The organism is Phyllobacterium sp. 01N428 (genome assembly GCF_056399405.1).
Window position 1 is genome coordinate 186373 of record NZ_JBFTRH010000003.1, and the last position, 18998, is coordinate 205370.

At 58.1% G+C, this 18998-nt stretch carries 22 protein-coding genes; 9 read left to right on the forward strand and 13 right to left on the reverse strand.

Annotated elements, in window-relative coordinates; genetic code table 11:
• Positions 1-125: 125 nt before the first annotated feature.
• The 5 genes from AC1DNI_RS10945 to AC1DNI_RS10965 form a co-directional block, all read right to left on the reverse strand.
• The gene (locus tag AC1DNI_RS10945) at positions 126-1730 is read right to left on the reverse strand and encodes an MFS transporter (RefSeq protein ID WP_174207560.1); all 1605 of its coding nucleotides are present in this window, start codon (positions 1728-1730) and stop codon (positions 126-128) included.
• Positions 1727-3022, reverse strand: a complete 1296-nt coding sequence (locus AC1DNI_RS10950) for an HlyD family secretion protein (RefSeq protein WP_246272447.1) — start codon at positions 3020-3022, stop codon at positions 1727-1729. The genes AC1DNI_RS10945 and AC1DNI_RS10950 overlap by 4 nt, the downstream gene beginning before the upstream one ends.
• Before the next feature lie 101 nt (positions 3023-3123).
• Positions 3124-4011, reverse strand: coding sequence for an N-acyl homoserine lactonase family protein (locus tag AC1DNI_RS10955; protein ID WP_174207561.1), 888 nt, complete (start codon positions 4009-4011; stop codon positions 3124-3126).
• 595 nt (positions 4012-4606) lie between these two features.
• On the reverse strand, positions 4607-5002 hold the full coding sequence (locus AC1DNI_RS10960; RefSeq protein WP_477691882.1) for a hypothetical protein: 396 nt from the start codon (positions 5000-5002) through the stop codon (positions 4607-4609).
• A gap of 288 nt (positions 5003-5290) precedes the next feature.
• Positions 5291-6187: a LysR family transcriptional regulator gene (locus AC1DNI_RS10965; RefSeq protein WP_174207563.1), complete on the reverse strand. Its 897-nt coding sequence runs from the start codon at positions 6185-6187 to the stop codon at positions 5291-5293.
• A 225-nt stretch (positions 6188-6412) separates the two neighbouring features.
• Here AC1DNI_RS10965 and AC1DNI_RS10970 point away from each other — a divergent pair, with 225 nt between their 5' ends.
• From AC1DNI_RS10970 to AC1DNI_RS10990, 5 genes are all read left to right on the forward strand, one after another.
• A complete protein-coding gene (locus tag AC1DNI_RS10970; protein ID WP_174207564.1) occupies positions 6413-7147 on the forward strand; it encodes an SDR family NAD(P)-dependent oxidoreductase in 735 nt (244 codons plus the stop codon).
• A 50-nt stretch (positions 7148-7197) separates the two neighbouring features.
• Positions 7198-7950, forward strand: coding sequence for an SDR family NAD(P)-dependent oxidoreductase (locus tag AC1DNI_RS10975; protein ID WP_174207565.1), 753 nt, complete (start codon positions 7198-7200; stop codon positions 7948-7950).
• Positions 7951-7981: 31 nt separating this feature from the next.
• Positions 7982-8584, forward strand: coding sequence for an NADPH-dependent F420 reductase (locus AC1DNI_RS10980; protein WP_174207566.1), 603 nt, complete (start codon positions 7982-7984; stop codon positions 8582-8584).
• Positions 8585-8646: 62 nt separating this feature from the next.
• Positions 8647-9060, forward strand: coding sequence for a nuclear transport factor 2 family protein (locus AC1DNI_RS10985; RefSeq protein WP_174207567.1), 414 nt, complete (start codon positions 8647-8649; stop codon positions 9058-9060).
• A 101-nt stretch (positions 9061-9161) separates the two neighbouring features.
• Positions 9162-9794 (forward strand): class I SAM-dependent methyltransferase, encoded by a 633-nt coding sequence (locus AC1DNI_RS10990; RefSeq protein WP_174207568.1) that lies wholly within the window; start codon positions 9162-9164, stop codon positions 9792-9794.
• Positions 9795-10001: 207 nt separating this feature from the next.
• Here AC1DNI_RS10990 and AC1DNI_RS10995 read toward each other — a convergent pair whose 3' ends face one another.
• Positions 10002-10634 carry a tyrosine-type recombinase/integrase gene (locus AC1DNI_RS10995; protein WP_174207569.1) on the reverse strand — a complete coding sequence of 211 codons (633 nt, stop codon included), beginning with the start codon at positions 10632-10634 and terminating at the stop codon, positions 10002-10004.
• Between the two features lie 166 nt (positions 10635-10800).
• Entirely contained in the window at positions 10801-11694 is an 894-nt protein-coding gene (locus AC1DNI_RS11000) for a LysR family transcriptional regulator (protein ID WP_174207570.1), read from the reverse strand.
• A gap of 163 nt (positions 11695-11857) precedes the next feature.
• Here AC1DNI_RS11000 and AC1DNI_RS11005 point away from each other — a divergent pair, with 163 nt between their 5' ends.
• The 4 genes from AC1DNI_RS11005 to AC1DNI_RS11020 all read left to right on the forward strand — a co-directional run bounded on the left by AC1DNI_RS11005 (position 11858) and on the right by AC1DNI_RS11020 (position 15802).
• A complete protein-coding gene (locus tag AC1DNI_RS11005; RefSeq protein WP_174207571.1) occupies positions 11858-12913 on the forward strand; it encodes an alpha/beta hydrolase in 1056 nt (351 codons plus the stop codon).
• Between the two features lie 78 nt (positions 12914-12991).
• Positions 12992-14221, forward strand: a complete 1230-nt coding sequence (locus AC1DNI_RS11010) for an MFS transporter (RefSeq protein WP_174207572.1) — start codon at positions 12992-12994, stop codon at positions 14219-14221.
• Between the two features lie 35 nt (positions 14222-14256).
• Positions 14257-14757: a cyclophilin-like fold protein gene (locus AC1DNI_RS11015; protein ID WP_174207861.1), complete on the forward strand. Its 501-nt coding sequence runs from the start codon at positions 14257-14259 to the stop codon at positions 14755-14757.
• A 505-nt stretch (positions 14758-15262) separates the two neighbouring features.
• Positions 15263-15802: a phage terminase small subunit P27 family gene (locus AC1DNI_RS11020; protein ID WP_174207573.1), complete on the forward strand. Its 540-nt coding sequence runs from the start codon at positions 15263-15265 to the stop codon at positions 15800-15802.
• 156 nt (positions 15803-15958) lie between these two features.
• Here the strand turns inward: AC1DNI_RS11020 and AC1DNI_RS11025 are convergent, their stop codons facing one another.
• The 6 genes from AC1DNI_RS11025 to AC1DNI_RS11050 all read right to left on the reverse strand — a co-directional run bounded on the left by AC1DNI_RS11025 (position 15959) and on the right by AC1DNI_RS11050 (position 18975).
• The gene (locus AC1DNI_RS11025) at positions 15959-16450 is read right to left on the reverse strand and encodes a DNA N-6-adenine-methyltransferase (RefSeq protein ID WP_174207574.1); all 492 of its coding nucleotides are present in this window, start codon (positions 16448-16450) and stop codon (positions 15959-15961) included.
• A gap of 247 nt (positions 16451-16697) precedes the next feature.
• Complete coding sequence (locus tag AC1DNI_RS11030) at positions 16698-16895, reverse strand: hypothetical protein (protein ID WP_174207575.1); 198 nt, start codon at positions 16893-16895, stop codon at positions 16698-16700.
• Positions 16896-16956: 61 nt separating this feature from the next.
• A complete protein-coding gene (locus AC1DNI_RS11035; RefSeq protein ID WP_174207576.1) occupies positions 16957-17622 on the reverse strand; it encodes a hypothetical protein in 666 nt (221 codons plus the stop codon).
• Entirely contained in the window at positions 17619-17858 is a 240-nt protein-coding gene (locus AC1DNI_RS11040) for a hypothetical protein (protein ID WP_174207577.1), read from the reverse strand. Before AC1DNI_RS11040 ends, AC1DNI_RS11035 begins: the two co-directional genes overlap by 4 nt.
• Positions 17855-18601 (reverse strand): hypothetical protein, encoded by a 747-nt coding sequence (locus tag AC1DNI_RS11045; RefSeq protein ID WP_174207578.1) that lies wholly within the window; start codon positions 18599-18601, stop codon positions 17855-17857. The genes AC1DNI_RS11040 and AC1DNI_RS11045 overlap by 4 nt, the downstream gene beginning before the upstream one ends.
• Positions 18598-18975 (reverse strand): hypothetical protein, encoded by a 378-nt coding sequence (locus AC1DNI_RS11050; RefSeq protein ID WP_477691883.1) that lies wholly within the window; start codon positions 18973-18975, stop codon positions 18598-18600. Before AC1DNI_RS11050 ends, AC1DNI_RS11045 begins: the two co-directional genes overlap by 4 nt.
• Positions 18976-18998: the final 23 nt, after the last annotated feature.

Sequence of the window (18998 nt, forward strand, 5' to 3'; positions counted from 1 at the left end):
CATTTGCTTGTGCAAGTTGATGACAGCGTCAGCGAAAGCGCTTGGCCGTTCCTGCGGCACGTTGTGACCCGCGTCGACGACGCGGTGTTCGTGAAAGCCCGCGAAGGAAACTGCTCCGTTAATTATCAAAACGGCGCAGGTTTCCCCTTTTGCATCATTGCCACAAGGAAAACGCAGGCGAGCGCGCCCAAGGCCGCAACAGAGAAGCCGTCAATAAATGACAGCACGGCGGCTTGACGCGCCACAGCGGTCGCGAGCAAGCTCGTGGCCTGTGCAGTCGCAGCTGCTGGATCGCTTGTGTGCAGTCCTGACGCACTCCGAAAAGCCGCTATCCTGTCGAGTGTCAATCCGGCGATCCCGTCGATGTGCAGGCCTATGAGGTTCGAATGAAGTTGTTCGCGTAGGCGAACATAGGTCTGCATGAATGCAGTGCCAATTTCTCCGCCAAACAAGCGGCTGATCTGGATGAGGGCGCCGATCGTGAGCGCCTCGGCAGGGTTGATCGATCTCACGATCAATACCACCAAGGCCGTCAGTGCAAAGGATTGACCTAAGGCCTGTAGAATCTGCGAGGGAAGGAAATCGCTTGTTGCCCATTGACTTGTCAGGTTCGTAGCCATCATACAGGCTACGCCAACCACCGCGGCCCCAATCGCAAGGACCCATCTCCCATCGACACGTCTGAGCAGCGCGCCTAAGGGAATCACAATGAGAAGTTGCGGAAGCGCAATCCAGAGTAGCACTGAGCCCACCTGAAGCTCGCGAAAATTCTGTACTGTCTGAAGGTAGGTGGGAATAATGTACGCTGTCGATAGAATAATGAACCGAAAGCCCGCGAGCAGGAGCAGCAGCAAGACCAGATTCTCGCGGAAAATCAGTCGGATGTTTATGAAAGGGTGGTCCGTAACAAGTTCGCGAACAATGAACGCGACAGTGAGCAAGGAACCGGACGCCAGCAAGGCGCTGATCATTCCGTTGTTGATCCAATCCAGTCGATTGCCCTGATCCAGACCCGCGTACAACAAACTGAACCCGATGGCGGCATAGGCCACACCTGGCCAGTCGAACCGGCGCAGAAGGTCAGTTTTGATTTCCTCCCGAGGGACGCCATGCCAAACACACACCGCCATAACCGGCAGCATCACGCAGTACTGCCAGGATATCCATGCCCACGACCAATTGTCGGAATACCAGCCCTCCAGAGATGCTGCTACATTAAGGGATAACTCGATATTCATCGCATAGATGGCGATCCCGTAGATGACCATGGTTACGGGCAGGCTCCGCACTATGAAACTGATCGTGAGCGGAATGAACGTTCCTGATCCTACGCCTGCCAGAAACTGCATGGTCAGGAATGCGGCAAGGTTGGGAGAGAATGGAGCCAGAAGGCTCGCGACGAAAAACAGGATGATCCCGAGAAGCAGAATTCGGCGAACACCGAATACCGCGCCGAGATATGGCGATGTGACACCGATCAGCATCTGGCCGACTGCGAAACTGGTGGTGATCCAAGCCCCTTCGTCATAGCCTGCGCCAAGCGCCCCGCGCAGATCCGCAAGGCCAAAACTTGTCACACGGCTGCCCAACGTGGCCATGACCGCACCCAACATTACGCCGACGAGACCGATATACGGGCGGTACGAAACGATCGAAAGTCGGGGATGCTGTTCCGAAACCGGATGGAGGGCAATTCCCGCCGAGCTGAAGGGCCCCGCTTGGAGACTCATGGCTGTGGCGAGGCTTTGGCTGAACTGAGGCGTGGCTCAGTAGCGGACCTCGTGTCGATTGTCGCTTGTACCGACATTCCCGGCCGTACAAGCTCGCCAAGGGCCGGGTTGGCATCGAGCACAATCTTTACCGGCACCCGCTGCACAACTTTCGTAAAGTTGCCCGTCGCGTTGTCAGGCGGCAGAAGTGCGAAGATCGAACCTGTACCTGGTGACCAACTGTCCACATGGCCGGTCAGCACGACACCGGGAAAGGCATCGACCGTTACTTTGGCGAGTTGACCCATCCTGATATTCGTCAGTTGGGTCTCTTTGTAGTTCGCGGTGACCCATAAATTCGGCATGGGAACAATGGCGATGACCTGTGTCCCGACATTGACAAATTGACCGGGCCTAACCTGACGTTGACCGACAAGGCCTTCGGCCGGCGCAAGAACGCGTGTGTAACGAAGATTGTTCTCGGCGAGACCGACCTGCGCCTCCGAAGCCTTCACCTGAGCGGCAAGCAATCGCTCCTGTCCGTCGAGTCCGGCGAGCAATGCGTTCTGCTGATCGAGCTCTGCCTTACTCAATTCGAGCTGTGCATTGGCGCGCTTTTCGGTTGCGTCCGCTTGTTCAACCAATTGTTCGGTGCTTGCAATCCGCGTATCGAGAAGCCTGCGCTGGCGAGTCAGCTCGAGCGACGACCGTATAAGGTCTGCGTTCGCAGCCGCGATCGTCGCCTCGGCCTGTCTCACGAGGGCGCGTTGCACATCGCGCTGATGGGCCAGATTGGCAAGTGAAGCGCGCGCCGAAGCGAGGTTCGCTTCAGCAAAGGCAAGCTGTGCGCGATAATCGGAAGGTTCAATTTCGACGATGAGGTCGCCCTTGTGAACGGCTTGATAATCTCCCACCGCGACAGTAGCCACATAGCCGGAGACCTTTGCAGAAAGCGGCGTGACGTCTCCTGCAACGAAGGCGTCCTGTGTTACCTGGAAACGGGCGTTGCCAATCCATTTATTCCAATTGGCGGCAACGAGCCATGCCAGCAAGGCGACCACGAATACGAAAAGAACACGTAGCAAGGGAAAAAGCCATCGTGTGCGCTTGGTGCTCGCGGTGTCTCCCGTCGCTGTTGACGATCCACTCTCCAATTTGATTCCCCAATGAGTTCGTTTGATCGCCGCGATAGACTGGGAACGAGTGCGTGCATTGACGGTTATATCGTGGCTTTGATCTGCTTGCCAACTAACGGTTCTGCTGTCTTTCCAAGACGCTGTGGGCGGATGCGAACGGCGCATATGGCGCGACATTCGCCTTCTCGATCCCGGTAAGCGAAGTGACAAGAGACGCCATCAACCGAGACAGTTCCCAGTAAAACGCCCTATTGCGGTGGCTAACACGAAACTCCAGTTCAGTCATAATAGTCAGGCAGCAGCTTCAAGCTATCCGCCTGCTGCTTGTCGTGGTTTATGAACATGGTCGCGTCATACTGTTTTATCAGCGCCCGCACACGGTCCATTGATGCAATCGACTGTGCTTTGTCGACGTTCAACGCGGGAACGATGTCATGCTCGAAGTTGCTCTCGAGATGCACGACGTCTCCCGACAGGATGACATATCCGGTTTGGGCCAGATGAACCATGAGCGACTGGCTCCCCGGCGTGTGCCCAGGTGTCGATAGCAATCTGACGCTTCCATCGTGAAAAAAGTCAACATCCCCGCTCACGAGTTCCAGGCGGCCGGGGTCCCCGAGTAATTTCTTAGCAAGTTTCACAAGCGTGTTCAGGTTTGGATCTGACGGCGGAGGCGAGTTGATCCAATCGTATTCGGCTTTCTGCATCACAACTGTCGCATCCGGAAATAACCCGACGTTTCCGATGTGATCGCCATGCGTATGGGAAACGAGGACGTAGTTGATATCAGCAGGTTTCAGACCGATTTGCGCGAGCTGAGAGGAGATCGTTCTGTCGAGATGATAGACGATGAGGCTAGGAAGCGTAGACCAGCCCTTCGGATCGCCAATTGTCCCTTCCGGAACACCGGTGTCCCACATCAGATATTCCGTTCCATGCTGTATGAGGTAACACGTCGATGAGAATTCGATCGATTTTCCTTTGTTCTCGCCCGGCGTCCAGACGGACTCGTCATTTGCTAAGGAGTGGCCGCAATCCACCCTGTATAGCCGATCGATTGTCTTAGAAAACGCGCCAGCCGCGGACGCAACTTCTCCATCGAAGGTGAGCGAGGCGAGCGCTAGGCCGACCATGGTCGAGGACAGCGAATAAGTTTTCGTTTTCATTTTAATTGCTCCTATCAAGAAATTCCTGTTCGGGACGCGACCACGGAAAATATAGCTGTGTACTGTGTCCTGCCGAGATTGCACTTAGGTATCGCCGTTGGACGACCGCGAATGACCGGTCGCGTATGCCTTGTAGCTACAGAGGCTGCGTTGGTGCCAGGGAGCCCGATCGGGCGCTTCGCCTGAAGGATCGTCAAGGAGTGGGGTCCGACACTTCCCCGGAGAGGGATGCCGGCACGGGACCCCTGCCGAAGAGCGCCACGCTCCCCGACGCGATATGAATCACTCTGGATGTCAGAGGTCCCCACTAGCTAGTGAGTAGGGGCTCCCACCCGATTCACGAGTATTGGCAGTAGACAATGAACCGCATGAGGAATGGCGTGCCAACTGCCTGACCTGCCGAAATACACACAGTACGAAGGCAGATCGGGTGCAGACCCAGCGGCACTATGGTTAGCAGTCAATCCCAAACTCCACGCTCGTGCACAATTGGGCGTTTGCATCGTTTGCCTTTGCGAAATCGCTTGGTGCTCTGGAGGAACTGAAACAGGCGATGGCGCGCGCGGGGGCGCAGCTCCTCCTACGGGACCCTATTTCAGTCGCCCGCGCAGTCGGGCGCTGCCCCGGTGAACTCGATGAACCCAGCGGCAGCGATCCGATCGCCGACGAAACCAAGTGCGCTTTCTACGGCGCATTTGGTCAACGCCTTGTATTGTTTGGGCAGATGCCGGACACGAAAAGATAAAGTTTGCTGGCACGATTGCTCGCAGGATGCCTGCGCCATGGCCCCCAGGGCGTCGATGCCGCGATCTTTGCCCTCGCAATGAATTCGCCGGAAGAAGCGATCTTTAATCTCGCTGACGCGAAGGCCTATCGAGTGCGTTTGCGCCAAGATCGAAAGCTCAGGCAAAGCCTTTTCCCCGCGTTTGTGGCGGCGACGAGGAATAAAATCGGCGACGATCTCTAGTTGTGGGCGCACCGGTCCGACCAATTTTGAACGCAGACGCCCATCCGCTTTCGGCCTTGGACGGACATCATCGACCGTTTAGCGGACTGGAAGCTTCAGGAATTCGCCAAGGCGGTTCGAACGACCGAAATGGAGGCGCGAAGCGGTCAGTCGCACCAGAATTGTCAAACGCCAGCTTCGAAGCCGGGAGCGGACCGTCCACTATGCGTTTCGATTTCACGGAGAGCGGCCACTCCGCGGCCTGTCCCCCTTGGGAATGCCAATCTCCAACAGCAATTTCCCTAGCCCATTTTTGGCGTTTGGCATGGGACGTTAGCCACGCGATATGGACCGCCCGGCGAGGAGCGGAGCGTACGCGGCGAGTCGGTGGGATATGAACTCTGTGAAAAGCCGCACGCGCTTCGTCTTGCGTGTCTCCCCCTGCGTGAGAAGCCAGATCGTCGCAGGTGATTTCAGATCGATGCCCGGAACTCTCGCCAGCAAGTGATCGGCATCTCCGACGAAACAGGGCAGTTTGGTCATGCCGATCCCTTGCCTTGCCGCAGCGATCTGCGCGTCGGCGTCCGGCGTCCTGAACGGAACCCCTGTGGCGCGAAACTCCCCTTGGTCGACCCAGTTCGGAACAGCCTGACCGCCGATGACGATGGGCCGGATTGGATCCGGCGCACCCGCACGCCAAGCGGCCAGTCTATCGCGGGACATATAAACACCCGCGAGCAGATCCGGACCTTTCAGGCCATGAAGATTGAGCGGCAGGGTCTTGCGATCGGAGACCATCCGGATTGCCACATCCGCCTCCCGATTGGTCAGATTCGCGACCTCGCCGGTCGATACGATCTCCATCTCGATGTCCGGATGCAGACGCGCAAAATCTGCGATATCCGGCATGAGCAGGTGTGTCGCAAGGAACGGGGGCAGCGTCACCCGTAGAAGCCCGCGTACGCTCTGATCGCGTCCGAAGACGCGCGTCTCCAGTTGGTGCGACGAGGCTTCCATCTGGTTCGCGAACTCGAGAACCTCCTCGCCCGCGGCCGTCAGGCGGTAGCCCGAAGGCAGCTTTTCGAACATCTGCGCCCCGAGGTGCTCCTCGAGCTGCGCAATGCGTCGCAGCACGGTCGAGTGGTTGACTCCCAGGCTCTTGGCGGCAGCCCGCACTGAGCCGCCACGTGCGGCGGCAAGAAAGTAGCGAACGTCATCCCAGTCGATCATGGTCCATTCCCGCGCCGCATGGGGCGGCTTCCAAAGACCAGTCTACCCTACTGGGCCGGATTGCGCATGACCGTCGCTGCGTTCGATCACGTAAGTGGATCGTTTTCGCACCACGGATGCGCGCGATTGCGCACTCACCGCCTGGCGCCGCCGACCCCATATCGAGGCTGTCGGAGGATGTCTCCGCAATCGATGACCCGAGACGCGACACAAGGAATGCATGACATGACCAGATTGAATGGAAAGACAGCCGTGATCACGGGCGGCGCCACCGGTATCGGCCTCGCCGCTGCAAGGCGCTTCATCGAGGAGGGTGCCTTCGTCTTCATCTACGGCCGTCGGCAGCAAGCACTCGATGCGGCTGTGGCCGAGCTTGGACCTAACGCCCGCGCGGTGAAGGGCTCGGTCTCGGATGAGGCCGATCTTGATCGGCTCTACGCGGCGGTGAAAGCAGAGCGCGGAAGCCTCGACATCGTTTTCGCCAATGCCGGGGCCGGAAGTCCGCTTCCTCTCGGCCAGATCACCGCCAAGCACATCGACGACACTTTCGACACCAACGTGAAGGGCACGATCTTCACGGTCCAGAAGGCGCTACCACTGATGGGCCCGGGCGGTTCGATCATCCTGACGGGATCAAGCGCCGGGACCACCGGTGCCCCGGCATTCACTGCCTACAGCGCCAGCAAGGCAGCCGTGCGCAATCTCGCACGGACCTGGGCGGAGGATCTGAAGGGTACCGGTATCCGGGTCAACGTGTTGTCGCCCGGCGCGACGGCGACCGAACTCGCGAAGGAAGCGCTCGGAGAGGAGGGCCAAAAGGCCTACGGCGCGATGACCCCGCTCCGGCGCATGGCCGCTCCGGCGGAGATCGCGGCCGCCGCCGCCTTCCTCGCGTCGGACGACAGCAGCTTCATGACCGCCAGCGAAGTCGCCGTCGACGGCGGCCTGGCTCAACTCTGACCCCGGCGCGGCTCCGTGCCTAACTCACACACAACGTAGGACAAAAAATTATGAAAGCACTCGAAGGTAAAATCGCAGTCATCACGGGCGGAAGCAGCGGGATCGGCTTGGCCACAGCCAAGCGTTTCGTGGAAGAAGGTGCGCAGGTCGTGATCATTGGGCGACGCGAGAAAGCCTTACAAGAGGCCGCGGCGCTTATCGGGAAAAACGTGACAACAGTCGTGGGTGACGTCTCGCGCTTGGAAGATCTGGACCGGCTCTACGCCACCGTGAAGGAGAAACATGGTCACATCGACATTCTCTTCGCAAACGCGGGCGCAGGTACAGTCGCGCCGCTCGCGGCAGCTACTGAGGCCCATTTTGACCAAACCTTCGATGTGAACGTGAAGGGCCTGTTCTTTACGGTGCAGAAGGCCCTTCCCATCTTCAAAGACGGCGGATCGATCATTCTGAACTCTTCGGTCTCGAACGTGATGGGGCTGCCAGCGTTTAGCGCCTACGCAGCAAGCAAGGCGGCTGTTCGCAGCTTCTCGCGGTCTTGGACCCAAGAGCTGAAGGACCGCGATATCCGCGTCAATACGATGAGCCCCGGCGCGATCGAGACTCCCGCCTTGGCGACAACGACCGGCCTCACCGCTGAGCAAGCCGAGGAGGCGGTCGCCCAGTTTGCTGCACAGATCCCAATGGGTCGCAGGGGCAAGCCAGAGGAAATCGCGGCTGCGCTCATGTTCCTCGCTTCCGATGAAAGCTCCTACATCACCGGTATAGATCTCGCCGTCGATGGTGGTTGGGCGCAGGTCTGACCCAACCTTAACACAGGATCGGAGAAGCATTATGAGCTACTCAATCATCGGCTTCGGCAATATCGGCCAAGCTCTGGCCAAGGCCTTTTCCCGCAAGGGCATCGAAGTATCTGTTGCAACCACGCGGGATCCGGAAAGCTTTGCGGCTGAAGCGGCCGCGATCGGGCCGAAGGTCATTGCTAAAACCCTAGCGGAAGCCGTCAAGGCGGACATCATCTTCTTGGCGGTCCGTTTCGAGTCGCATCCAGATGTCGCAAAGGCGCTCGCCACCTGGCAGGGGAAGACCATCGTCGATGTGACCAATGCCTACGGTGTGCCCCCTGAGCAACTGGGAGGACAGCCGTCTTCCCAGGCCGTCGCGCAGGCTTTTTCTGGCGCAAGGCTGGTCAAGGGCTTCAACCATCTGCTCGCTGCCACCCTTGGCCAAGATCCGGCCGTGCAGGGCAGCAGGAGAGTCGTGTTCCTGGCGAGCGACGATGACGACGCTGCGGCGGAGATTGGTACGCTCGCGGAAAATCTGGGCTTCGCGCCGATCAAGCTTGGCGGGCTGTCGGAAGGCGGGCTGCTGGTCCAGGCCCGCGGAAAGAGCTGGGGTCATCTGATCTTCAAGGATCTGGTCAAGTTCGACGGATAAAACGAGGCCATGTACGGATCGGATCGAGCGCGATCCGATCACAGCGAAATGGAGATATTCCCATGAGTATTGAAAAAAACATCCAGACCGTGAAGGACTTCTTCGCCGCGATAGGCCGCGGCGACAGAGAGGCTCTGTTGGCGCTGGTTGCCGAAGACATCAAGTGGATCATTCCGGGCGAGGACTGGCCGCTGGCCGGCACCTACCGGGGGCACGCGGGACTAGCAGATTTGCTGGATACGGCATCCAGGTCGATGGAAACCTCCACGGAACCCCGGGAGTTTGTCGCACAAGGAGACCGGGTTCTCGTCGTGGGCTTCGCCAGCGGGAAGGTCAAAGCCACGAACAAGCCGTTCGAGGACGACTGGATCTTCGCCATCACGGTCCGGGACGGCAGACTGACCAGCATCCAGGAATACATCGACACGCAAGCGTTAGCACGCGCCGCGCAGATGGACGCGTCGGGGCCCGTATAGCGCAGGCCTTCTGCAACCATCGGCTTTCGCCGAAGGTGAATGAGCGGATCGCCGTCTCGCGTGCCGCGCTCGTCGAATACCCAACCGTAAAGGAGATTCCGATGTACGACCAATCCAAACTATCCGAGTTGATCCGGTTTGCACGCATTGATGCGGGTGCCACCGTCATCGACGTTTATCCAGGCGACGGCGACTGGACGCGCCTGTTCTCCGACATCGTTGGACCCGAAGGTCGAGTCACCAGCTTCGTGCCGGCCGAAGTCGCGCACTTCAAGAACGATCCGGTCGGCCTCATGCGAACGCTCGCGCAAGAGCCAGGCCGGGAAAACGTCGAAGCCGTCTCAGCGGACCTCGTGGCAATGCCGGAGATCACGCAGCCAGCGGATGTCCTGTGGCTGCACCTGTTCTACCACGATCTCCACACCGCGCTGATGCAGGCCAGGGGCGCGACGGCGGCCAACTTCAATCGAGCTGTCTACGAGCGGCTGAAGCCCGGTGGGTTCTACGTCATCGTCGATCACGCCGCCGCCGCCGGAGCCGGCACAGGTGATGCCCAGTCATTGCATCGCATCGACCCTGCCTCCGTGCGCGAGGAGGTGGAGGCTGCCGGCTTCGTACTGGATGCGGAAAGCACCCTGCTCGAGAACAGGAACGATCCACACGCGATCAAGGTCTTCGATCCCTTGATCAAGGGCGAGACCGATCGCTTCGCATATCGGTTCGTGAAGCCCTGACAGAGGCCGGCGCCAACCTCAAGTCGACCTCCCAAGGATGCCAGGATACTGCTCAACTGCGCCAGTCTGCAGCAACGTCAGCTTTCGGAACTCGCTGGGGAGCCTGCAAAGGTCAAACTTGAGGGCGCAAAGCCGCTTGATCGCAATCTTTGGAATTGAGAAATTTTCGTCAACACGTGCAGCCCCACTTTGCGAGGCTGCACGCGCTCAGATTTCAGTGTGCTCAGCTAGTTCCAGCGCATCCTCAATGTCCACGCCAAGATACTTGACCGTATTTTCGATCTTGGTGTGCCCCAACAGGATTTGGATCGCGCGAAGATTGCCTGTCGCCTTGTAAATCATTGCGGCCTTCGTGCGCCGAAGCGAGTGCGTGCCGTAATCTTCGCGCCGCAGCCCAATTGCGGTCACCCATTCATCGACCAATCGGGCATACTGGCGAGTACTCAGATGATCGGTGTGGTCGACTCGACTGGGAAAAGCGTAATCGTCGATTGTTCCACCTCGCCGTTCAAGCCATGCAAGCAAACTTGCCCTCACCTCCGCCGTGATTTCGAACTGAACCGGACGGCCGGTCTTTTGCTGGACGACGATGGCTCGAGTTCGAATTTGCGTTCCTGTCACGAGACTCCCGATTTTCATTTTCACGAGATCGCAGCCCCGCAGTTTGCTGTCGATTGCGAGGTCAAACAACGCACGATCTCTCGTGCGCCCCTCCCTATCAAGGAAGAAGCGGATCGTCCAAATCTGGCGCTGTTTCAGCGGCTTCTTGACACCGACCTTTCGGCCGACGTTCCACGCCGGACGGCCCAGGGCGGTAGGATCGTATTGTGCAATACCCATTTCAATTCTCCTTCGGCCAACATTGGCCGTTAGGAGAACGCATGGGCGCAAGTATTGAAGGGGCCGATAGCGGACAAGCAGCTTCGGGACCGGTATCCTCAAAGGCGGTCCGTCAGGTCAGTGCAAGCATCGTCGTGAGTTGGCCCCACGCGGGTACTCGCAATTTTCAGCCGCGGAAGCGAAGTGCCTCAAGCACGACTACGAAGGCGGGAGCGTGCTGCCTGCTGCTCGGATAGTACAGGTGATAGCCTGGGAACGGTTCGCACCAATCCTCCAGCACTCGCACCAGCCGTTTCTTTGTCAGGTCATCCTGCACCATATCATCGGGCAGATATGCCACGCCCAAACCATCCAGAGCAGCGCGCCTTGCAAGCTCAAGACTGCTCACCGCCAGTTGGCCCTCGACACGGACGTTGATTTCGCGTCCGCGCTTTTCGAACTCCCATGGGAAATATCCACCGCGCGTTACACGGCGCAAGTTGATGCAGCGGTGGCCGGTTAGCTCTTCAGGATGCTTGGGCGCCGGCCGCTCTTTGAAATAACCCGGAGATGCAACAATGGCCTGGCGCATCGCGGGACCGATCCGAACGGCAATCATGTCCTTCTCGACGTACTCGCCGACGCGAACACCGGCATCGAAACGCTCGCTCACAATGTTTGCTAAGCCCTCGTCAGAGACCAACTCGACCGTGATGTCGGGATAGTTAAGCATGACCTTGGACAAGCGCGGCCACATCACCGTATCCGCCGCATGTTGCGTTGCCGTGATCCGAACGATGCCGGACGGCTTGTCCCTTAGCTCGGTCAGCGCGGACAGGCTGCCTTCGATACCCGCGAAATGCGGCTCGATGCTCCGAAGCAGACGCTCTCCAGCTTCTGTGGGCGCCACACTTCGGGTGGTGCGACTGAGCAGACGCAAGCCAAGCCGCTCTTCCAGCGTCCTGATTGTCTTGCTGAGGGCCGGTTGGGAGACGCCCAGCCGGACTGCCGCCCGTGTGAAACTGCCTTCCTGTGCGACAGCGATGAAGGCCATCAGATCGCTGACGTTCTCTCGCATCATTCATAACTCCTGATTATAAGCTTATGATCTATATAGCGCCTTATCGCATGAGTTTGCATCCCTTAAGTTTTGAGGTGTGAAGAGCGCTGGTCCCGACTGAGACTTACTCCAAGGCGGCCATCAGCCTCTCCAATGACTTGTTCGAATAAGGAAAGGAACGAACATGAAGGAATTGGCTTTGGGGCTCGCACTTATGCTCGGATCGGTATCCGGCTTAGCGATCGGCACTTCCCCCGCGCTCGCCCAGGACCTGTCCAACGGCGCTGACAACTTTTACAGGAGCGACCGCGTGGTCGTCGAAAAGATCACCTTCGAGAATAAGTTCGGCATGAAGGTCGTCGGCAATCTGTTCACGCCCCAGGGCCTCGACAGGAGCGCCCAGACTCCGGGGATCGTCGTAGGCCACCCGATGGGCGCCACGAAGGAGCAGAGCGCCAACCTCTATGCGACCAAGCTGGCAGAGCAGGGCTTTGTTACGCTGTCGTTCGATCTGTCCTTCTGGGGCGAGAGCGAGGGCCAACCGCGCAATACCGTCGCTCCCGAAATCTATGCGGATGATTTCAGCGCAGCCGTCGACTTCCTGAGCACGCAGCCCTTCGTCAACAAGGACAATATCGGCGTGCTCGGCATTTGCGGGAGCGGCAGCTTCGCCCTCAGCGCAGCGCAGATCGATCCGCGCATGAAAGCGATCGCCACCGTCAGCATGTATGACATGGGTGCCGCCAATCGCGACGGCCTTCGGAAAGGCGTGTCGGTCGAACAGCGAAAGGAAATGCTGAAGGTCGCCGCACAGCAGCGCCTCGCAGAGTACCAGGGCGCCGAAATCAAACTGACCGGCGGCACGGTTGATGAACTGAAGGCAGACTCCAATGCGATCGAGCGTGAGTTCTACGATTTTTATCGCACGCCGCGCGGGGAGTTCACGCCGAAAGGACAGACGCCGCTCCAGACCACGCATCCGACCCTGAGCAGCAACGCCGCTTTCATGAACTTCTATCCGTTCGCCCAGATCGAGACGATCTCGCCGCGTCCGTTGCTGTTCATCGCCGGCGAGCAGGCTCACTCGATCGAGTTCAGCGAAAACGCCTACGAGCGTGCTTCTGAACCGAAGGAGCTCGTGATCATCCCGGGTGCCGGTCACGTCGATCTCTATGACCGTGTCAACCTGATCCCGTTCGACAAGCTGACCGCCTTCTTCCGGGGAAACCTGAGCTCTTAACGAACATACAACCGGACGATACGCCTCGCGGGCCCTCCGCTTGCCTGGCGTGTTGTTCGACCAATACAGAGGCATGAAATGACCCACGCAACCGCGGTAGCGACTACCGAAAGCGCCCCAGACTCGGCGTCATGGAGCGCTGTCCTCGCCCTTAGCTTGTGCGTTGCGACGCTCATCGCTTCGGAATTCATGCCCGTCAGCTTGCTGACGCCAATCGCCTCCGACCTGTATCTGACCGAAGGTCAGGCGGGGCAGGCCATCGCGATCTCCGGTATATTCGCTGTCGCCACCAGCCTCTTCGTCGCTGCATTCACGTCGAAGCTTGACCGGCGACAATTGTTGTTGTGGCTCACAGCTTTGATGCTCATTTCGGGCGTTGTGACCGCGTTCGCGCCCAACTATGCGGTCCTGATGGCGGGGCGTGCTTTTGTCGGCGTCGTAATCGGCGGCTTCTGGTCGATGTCAGCGGCGACAGTCATGCGCCTCGTGCCGGCTGCAGACGTGCCCCGTGGCCTCGCGATCCTCAACGGCGGCAATGCACTAGCAGCAACGATTGCTGCGCCGCTCGGCAGTTTCCTTGGACAGTATATCGGTTGGCGCGGCGCCTTCTTCAGCGTAGTGCCGCTCGCTGCAATCACCTTTGTGTGGCTCCTTGCAACGTTGCCGCCCATGCCCAGCCGGACGCGTGCGAACCCGCTGGCGGCGTTTCAAGTCCTACGCCGACCAGGCGTGCCGATCGGCATGGCGGCCGTCGCACTTTTCTTCATGGGCCAATTCGCGCTCTTCACCTACCTGCGGCCATTCCTGGAAACCGTGACACTCGTCAACGTTTCCGGCTTATCGCTCCTGTTGTTGGCAATGGGCGTCTCCGGTTTGCTCGGAACCTTCCTTATCGGCTCTCTCCTGCATACGCGCCTCTACCAAGCGTTGATCGCCATGCCTGTGATGATGTCGGCGCTCGCGATTGGCCTGGTCGTATACGGATCGTCGTTAGGTACCACTGCCGGGTTGCTGGCACTTTGGGGCCTGATCGGCACCGCCGCGCCAGTCGGCTGGTGGAGCTGGTTGAGCGAAGCGCTGCCGGACGATGCAGAAGCGGGAGGAGGCCTGATGGTTGCTGTCGTGCAACTCGCCATCACAGCCGGCGCAGCCTCCGGCGGTCTGCTGTTTGACAATGGCGGTTATCAGATCGCATTCGGATTCGGCGCGATCGTGCTTTTCACCTGCGCCATCGCGGCTGTGGTGCTGGCGCGTCACGACAGATCACGCACGGCCACGCCAACGTCTTCAAGGAAGCATCTATCATGAGCAAAAGACAAAGCCAGTTTGGCGATGCAGCCACAATGTCCGTAAGCGAAACCTTGTCTGCGCCCGGTGCGCACGGTTTTTCTCCGCTCCGCCGCTCTATCCTTGGAGCGATACTGGTCACCGCCACCATGCCCTGGCTGGCGTTCGCCCAACAAAAAAACGATCCGGCAAGTCAGGAGCCAACCGACATGAAAATTCGAATGATGTTCAACGGTCATAGCCTGACGGCAACGCTTTACGACAACCCGTCGTCGCGCGATTTCGCATCCATGCTACCCCTAGAACTGACCATCGAAAATTATGCCGGCAACGAGAAGATCGCTTATCTCCCCCGTAAGCTGACGGAGGACGCGAGTGGTCCATTCGGCAACGAGGCGCCAGGCGACCTCTGCTACTTCTCGCCGTGGGGCAATCTCGCGATGTTCTACGCCGGCTACAGCTATTCCGGTGGGCTGATCCGGCTCGGCCGCTTCGACGATTTCGAGCCGTTGCTTGTGCGCGGGACGTTTCCCCTGACCATCGAACGGATCGTCTGAACGCATTGTCTGGGCGAGAAGGAATGTACCAAATAGCGAAGATTCGAAACTGAGCTTCCTCCAAGTCGAGGCCGCGCGATGACCACGACGCAGGTTGATGAGCATAAAACTTATAACAGAAGGTGGCGCACGATGAGCTGCGGTGTCCGCTTATAGGGACGGACGGAGCCCCCATAAATGACCGATTTGAAGGCGCAAAGCGGACATTGATGAATGTCCCCAAGTGGTGCAACAGCGACTTCCTTACTTTCCGTTCAGGACTTATCCTGCCATTCGCTTCTGCTTTTTGAGTTCAATCCCGTGCAGTAACAATGCTTTCGCTGCCTCCGCAATGGCGGCGCGCGAATTCGCGGTCATCTACACCGCTTATGACATAGGAGGCCTTAATCACGTTTCTCGAAGATCCAGCCGAGCCTGCGGCGTCCAGCCTATGTCAATCAAAATTTAAGTGTCCCTAAATTGCCTGGCCGCGGTATTATGAAGTGGAAATGGAGACTGCACGCCCATGGCTCGCCCACGCAAACCATCGGAATTGAAGAGAGCCGAGGGCAACCGCGCAAAAATCGCGACAGCAAACATTAAAATCGACGTCAAAGGTCGGGGCAGACCGACGGCACCACATAGTTTGACATCCAACGAACGTGAGTTGTGGGACACAGTCGTGGCAAGTCTCCCGAACGGAATCCTGTGTGCTGCCGATTCGTCACTTCTTGAGCGCCACGCCTGCGCTTGGCAAAGATACCGGGAGGCAAAGGCCGCGTTGCGAAACGAAGGCATGGTCATCGTTTCGCTTCAGGGTCGAGTGAAAAGTCCATGGTTGAGTGTGCTCCGGGATGCTGAGCGGGAGATGGAAGTGTCCGGCTCGCAAATCGGGTTAAGTCCCGTCGCCCGCACCAAACTCGTCGCCGCCGACGAGGCCGACGATTCTGACATAATGGATTTTCTCCTTAATGGAGCGGCGCAACTTGATGAAATCTGGCCTAATGAAGCGTCGGAGCACTCTTTGCCGAATGCCATCCCAAGACTGGTTCATCCGAGGAAATGACCATGTTTTTAGAGGTTGTGCTAGTTAATCGACGTCCGTAAGGGGTGTTTTTGGGTTTTACGGAATGTAGAAAAGCGGCTCCCGCGCGCTCCCTCCAGCACCCCCGTAGGTCTCCGTTAACTCCCCCCCGGGTGCCTCCCCGCGGCTATCCGACATTCAGCTTGGCGTGACGAGCATTCCCAAACCACAGTCTCGGGCGTGAACCAGTGCCCTGACACCTCGTTCTCCTTTGGCCCACAAGCATGTTCCACAGTTGGGCTGTTTACCAACTGTACCGTCAGGGCGTGTGAACTGTATTTTCTTGCGCACAAAAAGCAGCAGATCCGCATGCGGCGCGTGACGTTGGAACCACGGCGCGGAGGTACGGTCCGGCGTTAGCGCAATTCCGTTACCGTGGTCGATGAAACGCGTTAGCCAAGGGTCAAGCCCGTTGCGTTGTCCAAACGGCGGATTGCACCAGATAAAGCCTCGCCACGGCTTCAGCAGCGACAACTCGGAAATCCAGTTCTTGCAAGGCACGCTTGTAGGGCGATTGGCGGGATGAGCAACGTCCATATCGAAGGTATCGCCGAAAGCCTGAATTACATAGCTCGGCGTGTCCCACTCGTCACATTTACCAATAGCCTCCCAATGCGGTCGCGCTACCATTTTGCTCTTCCACCCTCACCAGTGACCGCTCTTGAATGCGATCAATGAACGCGACTGCGGCCATGTCGTATGAAGTGGCGTTCTTGCTCTCAGATTCTCAAAACGGGAAACGGAGCTGGTGACCAGGCTATCTGTGTCAACTGAAGCATCTCTCGTTCGGCGGGAGCAAGGCTTCCTTTATGCCGGCTCATAATCCTTGTAGTTTCGCATCGAAAAGGTTGCTGGCGCGCCATCGGCTTGACGGTATTCAAACCGGCCCATCATCCAGAAAGACGAATTCGACCCTGCGCCCGACCAGCACGTTGAATAGTTCGTCCGCAGTATAGGCAGGAAACTCTGCCTGCATTTTCCTCCAGACCAAGCCGAAGCTCTCGCTTCCCCGCCTTGCTACTGGCCGGTACTTGTTCACGAAGGCAATCATCAGCTCTCGTTCGGACTCATCCATTTCACCTCTCCTTTTCGATTGAAGGGCTGACCGAGCGACTGCGGCCAGCCTCGCTGGTTTTTCAGCTAGCATCCTCTTTCAAGTCAGCGATTGCAGGCGTTACATTGGCATCACGTAACGCTTGTTGCCGTTCTCGGTAACGGCGCTGCCGCAAGGCGTTTGGCGTCAGCAACTGTTCGACAATGGGGGGATTGGTTTCGCCCGCAAGCTCGTTGTAGGAAAGCGCCGGCATGAGACTGTCGATGGTGGGCAGACTGGTAATGAAAGCCTTAGCCGCATCCGACGTAAGACCGGCAATGGCAATTGCGGTTTGCGCTTCGACCGACGCCTGCTCGATCTTGGTGATGGCTTGCTGTTCGAGGGATCCGATCTGCGCCTGCGCAACGCGGCGCAGTTCGTTGCGGCGCTTTTCAAGCGCATTGTCATAGCCGCGATGCGACCAAAGCAACGAGAGACTTGGCGCAAACTGTTTAGGGATACCCAGTTCCCTGCAACGATCCTCGACACGTAGCTGCGCCTTTTGAACTTCTATAGCAGCGGCTTTCTTCGCAGCAGCCCAAACACCGTCGTCATCAAACCCATACTCGGCTGCCATCTGGTTTTCGAAATCAGAGAGAAGTTCGGTTGATCGCGTCTTCGCGGCAGACTTTTGCACTTTCTCCCGCTGGCGGACCAGCCGTTGCATGTCCTCGCGCTCGCCTTTTGTCATCCTGTCGGTTTCCGTCATGGCTGTTTCCTCCCATTTGCCGAGTTGGCGGCCTCGGCGTGCCGGTTCTTAAACTTTTCACCGCTCTTCCGGCGGTAATGCCAGTTCGAACGGCCGATCGAATAGGCGACCTGATCCTTGCGCAGCCTGCCGGTGAGTTCGAAACCTTCGCGATAATGCTGGACCATGCGGCTCTGCACTGCCGACAGCGTCTTGCAGTTTTGCAGCTTGATGATTTTTGCTAGCGTGTCGGTCATGGCTGACCCCGCAGCTTGCGCTTTTTGGCTAAATTTTTTCGAAGGCAGGGAAATGGTGTATGAACGCCCTGCAAGAGACCGTTGCTGCCAACTGCGGATGTCCCAACCATATTATTAATAGTACTCACGACGGTGTGACTGTGGATTTTGCTGAAATGGCCTGATTTCTGGGCTTTTTGGATTTGGCCATTTTTTTCCACACTCACACCGTCGTGACTGTGCTCAGATTTCACACTCACACCGTCGTGACTGTGGATTTTTCTGGATTTGGCATTTTTGCGCCGCTGCGAAACCAGCGTTTGCCAAGCCAATACCCGTTCAACATCGCATTTCTGGTAATCGTTGGTGGCGGAAAGGCCGTCTTCCGTTGGGAAAAATGTGATGGTGAAAATATTAGGCAGTTTGACGCCATGGCCATTGCCCTTGCTGACGCGTAACAGACCCTTGAACGCCAGTTCCTCAATGGCTTCGGCGATCTTGTTCGGATTGATCCACTCATCGCGGAAGTCTCGGTGAGTGACTAGCAGCGAGCCGTTTTTCTTGCGGAAGCAATAGGTATGCTCAAGCACGACGCGCATCAGAACTTTTGTGGCGTGTCCCGACAACGAGCGGAAAGCGTGGCTTTGCGAGACGTGATTGGGAAACTGATAGAAGCCGCCATTGATCCGCTCGTTTTTCTCGCGCATTCGCTCGACCTTGGTGCCAGGGCGCTTAAGCGCCTTCTCGCGCTCGTAGATGCTCATCGGGCGAAACTCCGCACTCTGGCGACGAGATCGTGAAGCCACTGCTTCTGCTTTTCCGAAGGCTCGCGCTGATACCGCATTACGTTGCGCAGGAAGGCGCGCTCTCCGCGCGTGAGCAAGCTTGGCTTGGCTTCGGCAAGGCACCTCCATGCGGCCTGTTGCCATTTGCATTGCTCCTCCTCGCCATGCTCGGGCTGCGCCGACTCCACTGCAGACGGCGGGCCAAGCAGCGGTGCTGCGAAGGTGTGGATGTCGATGCGGTGCTTTTGCATGATCCGCCGCATGGCCGATATGGCTGCGGCGATTTCGCCATCACTGTCGGACGACAGCACCACAAGCAACAGCCTGTGCAGTTTTACGTCGATCCCGTCCATGTGAACGGTCATTGTTGCCGAAC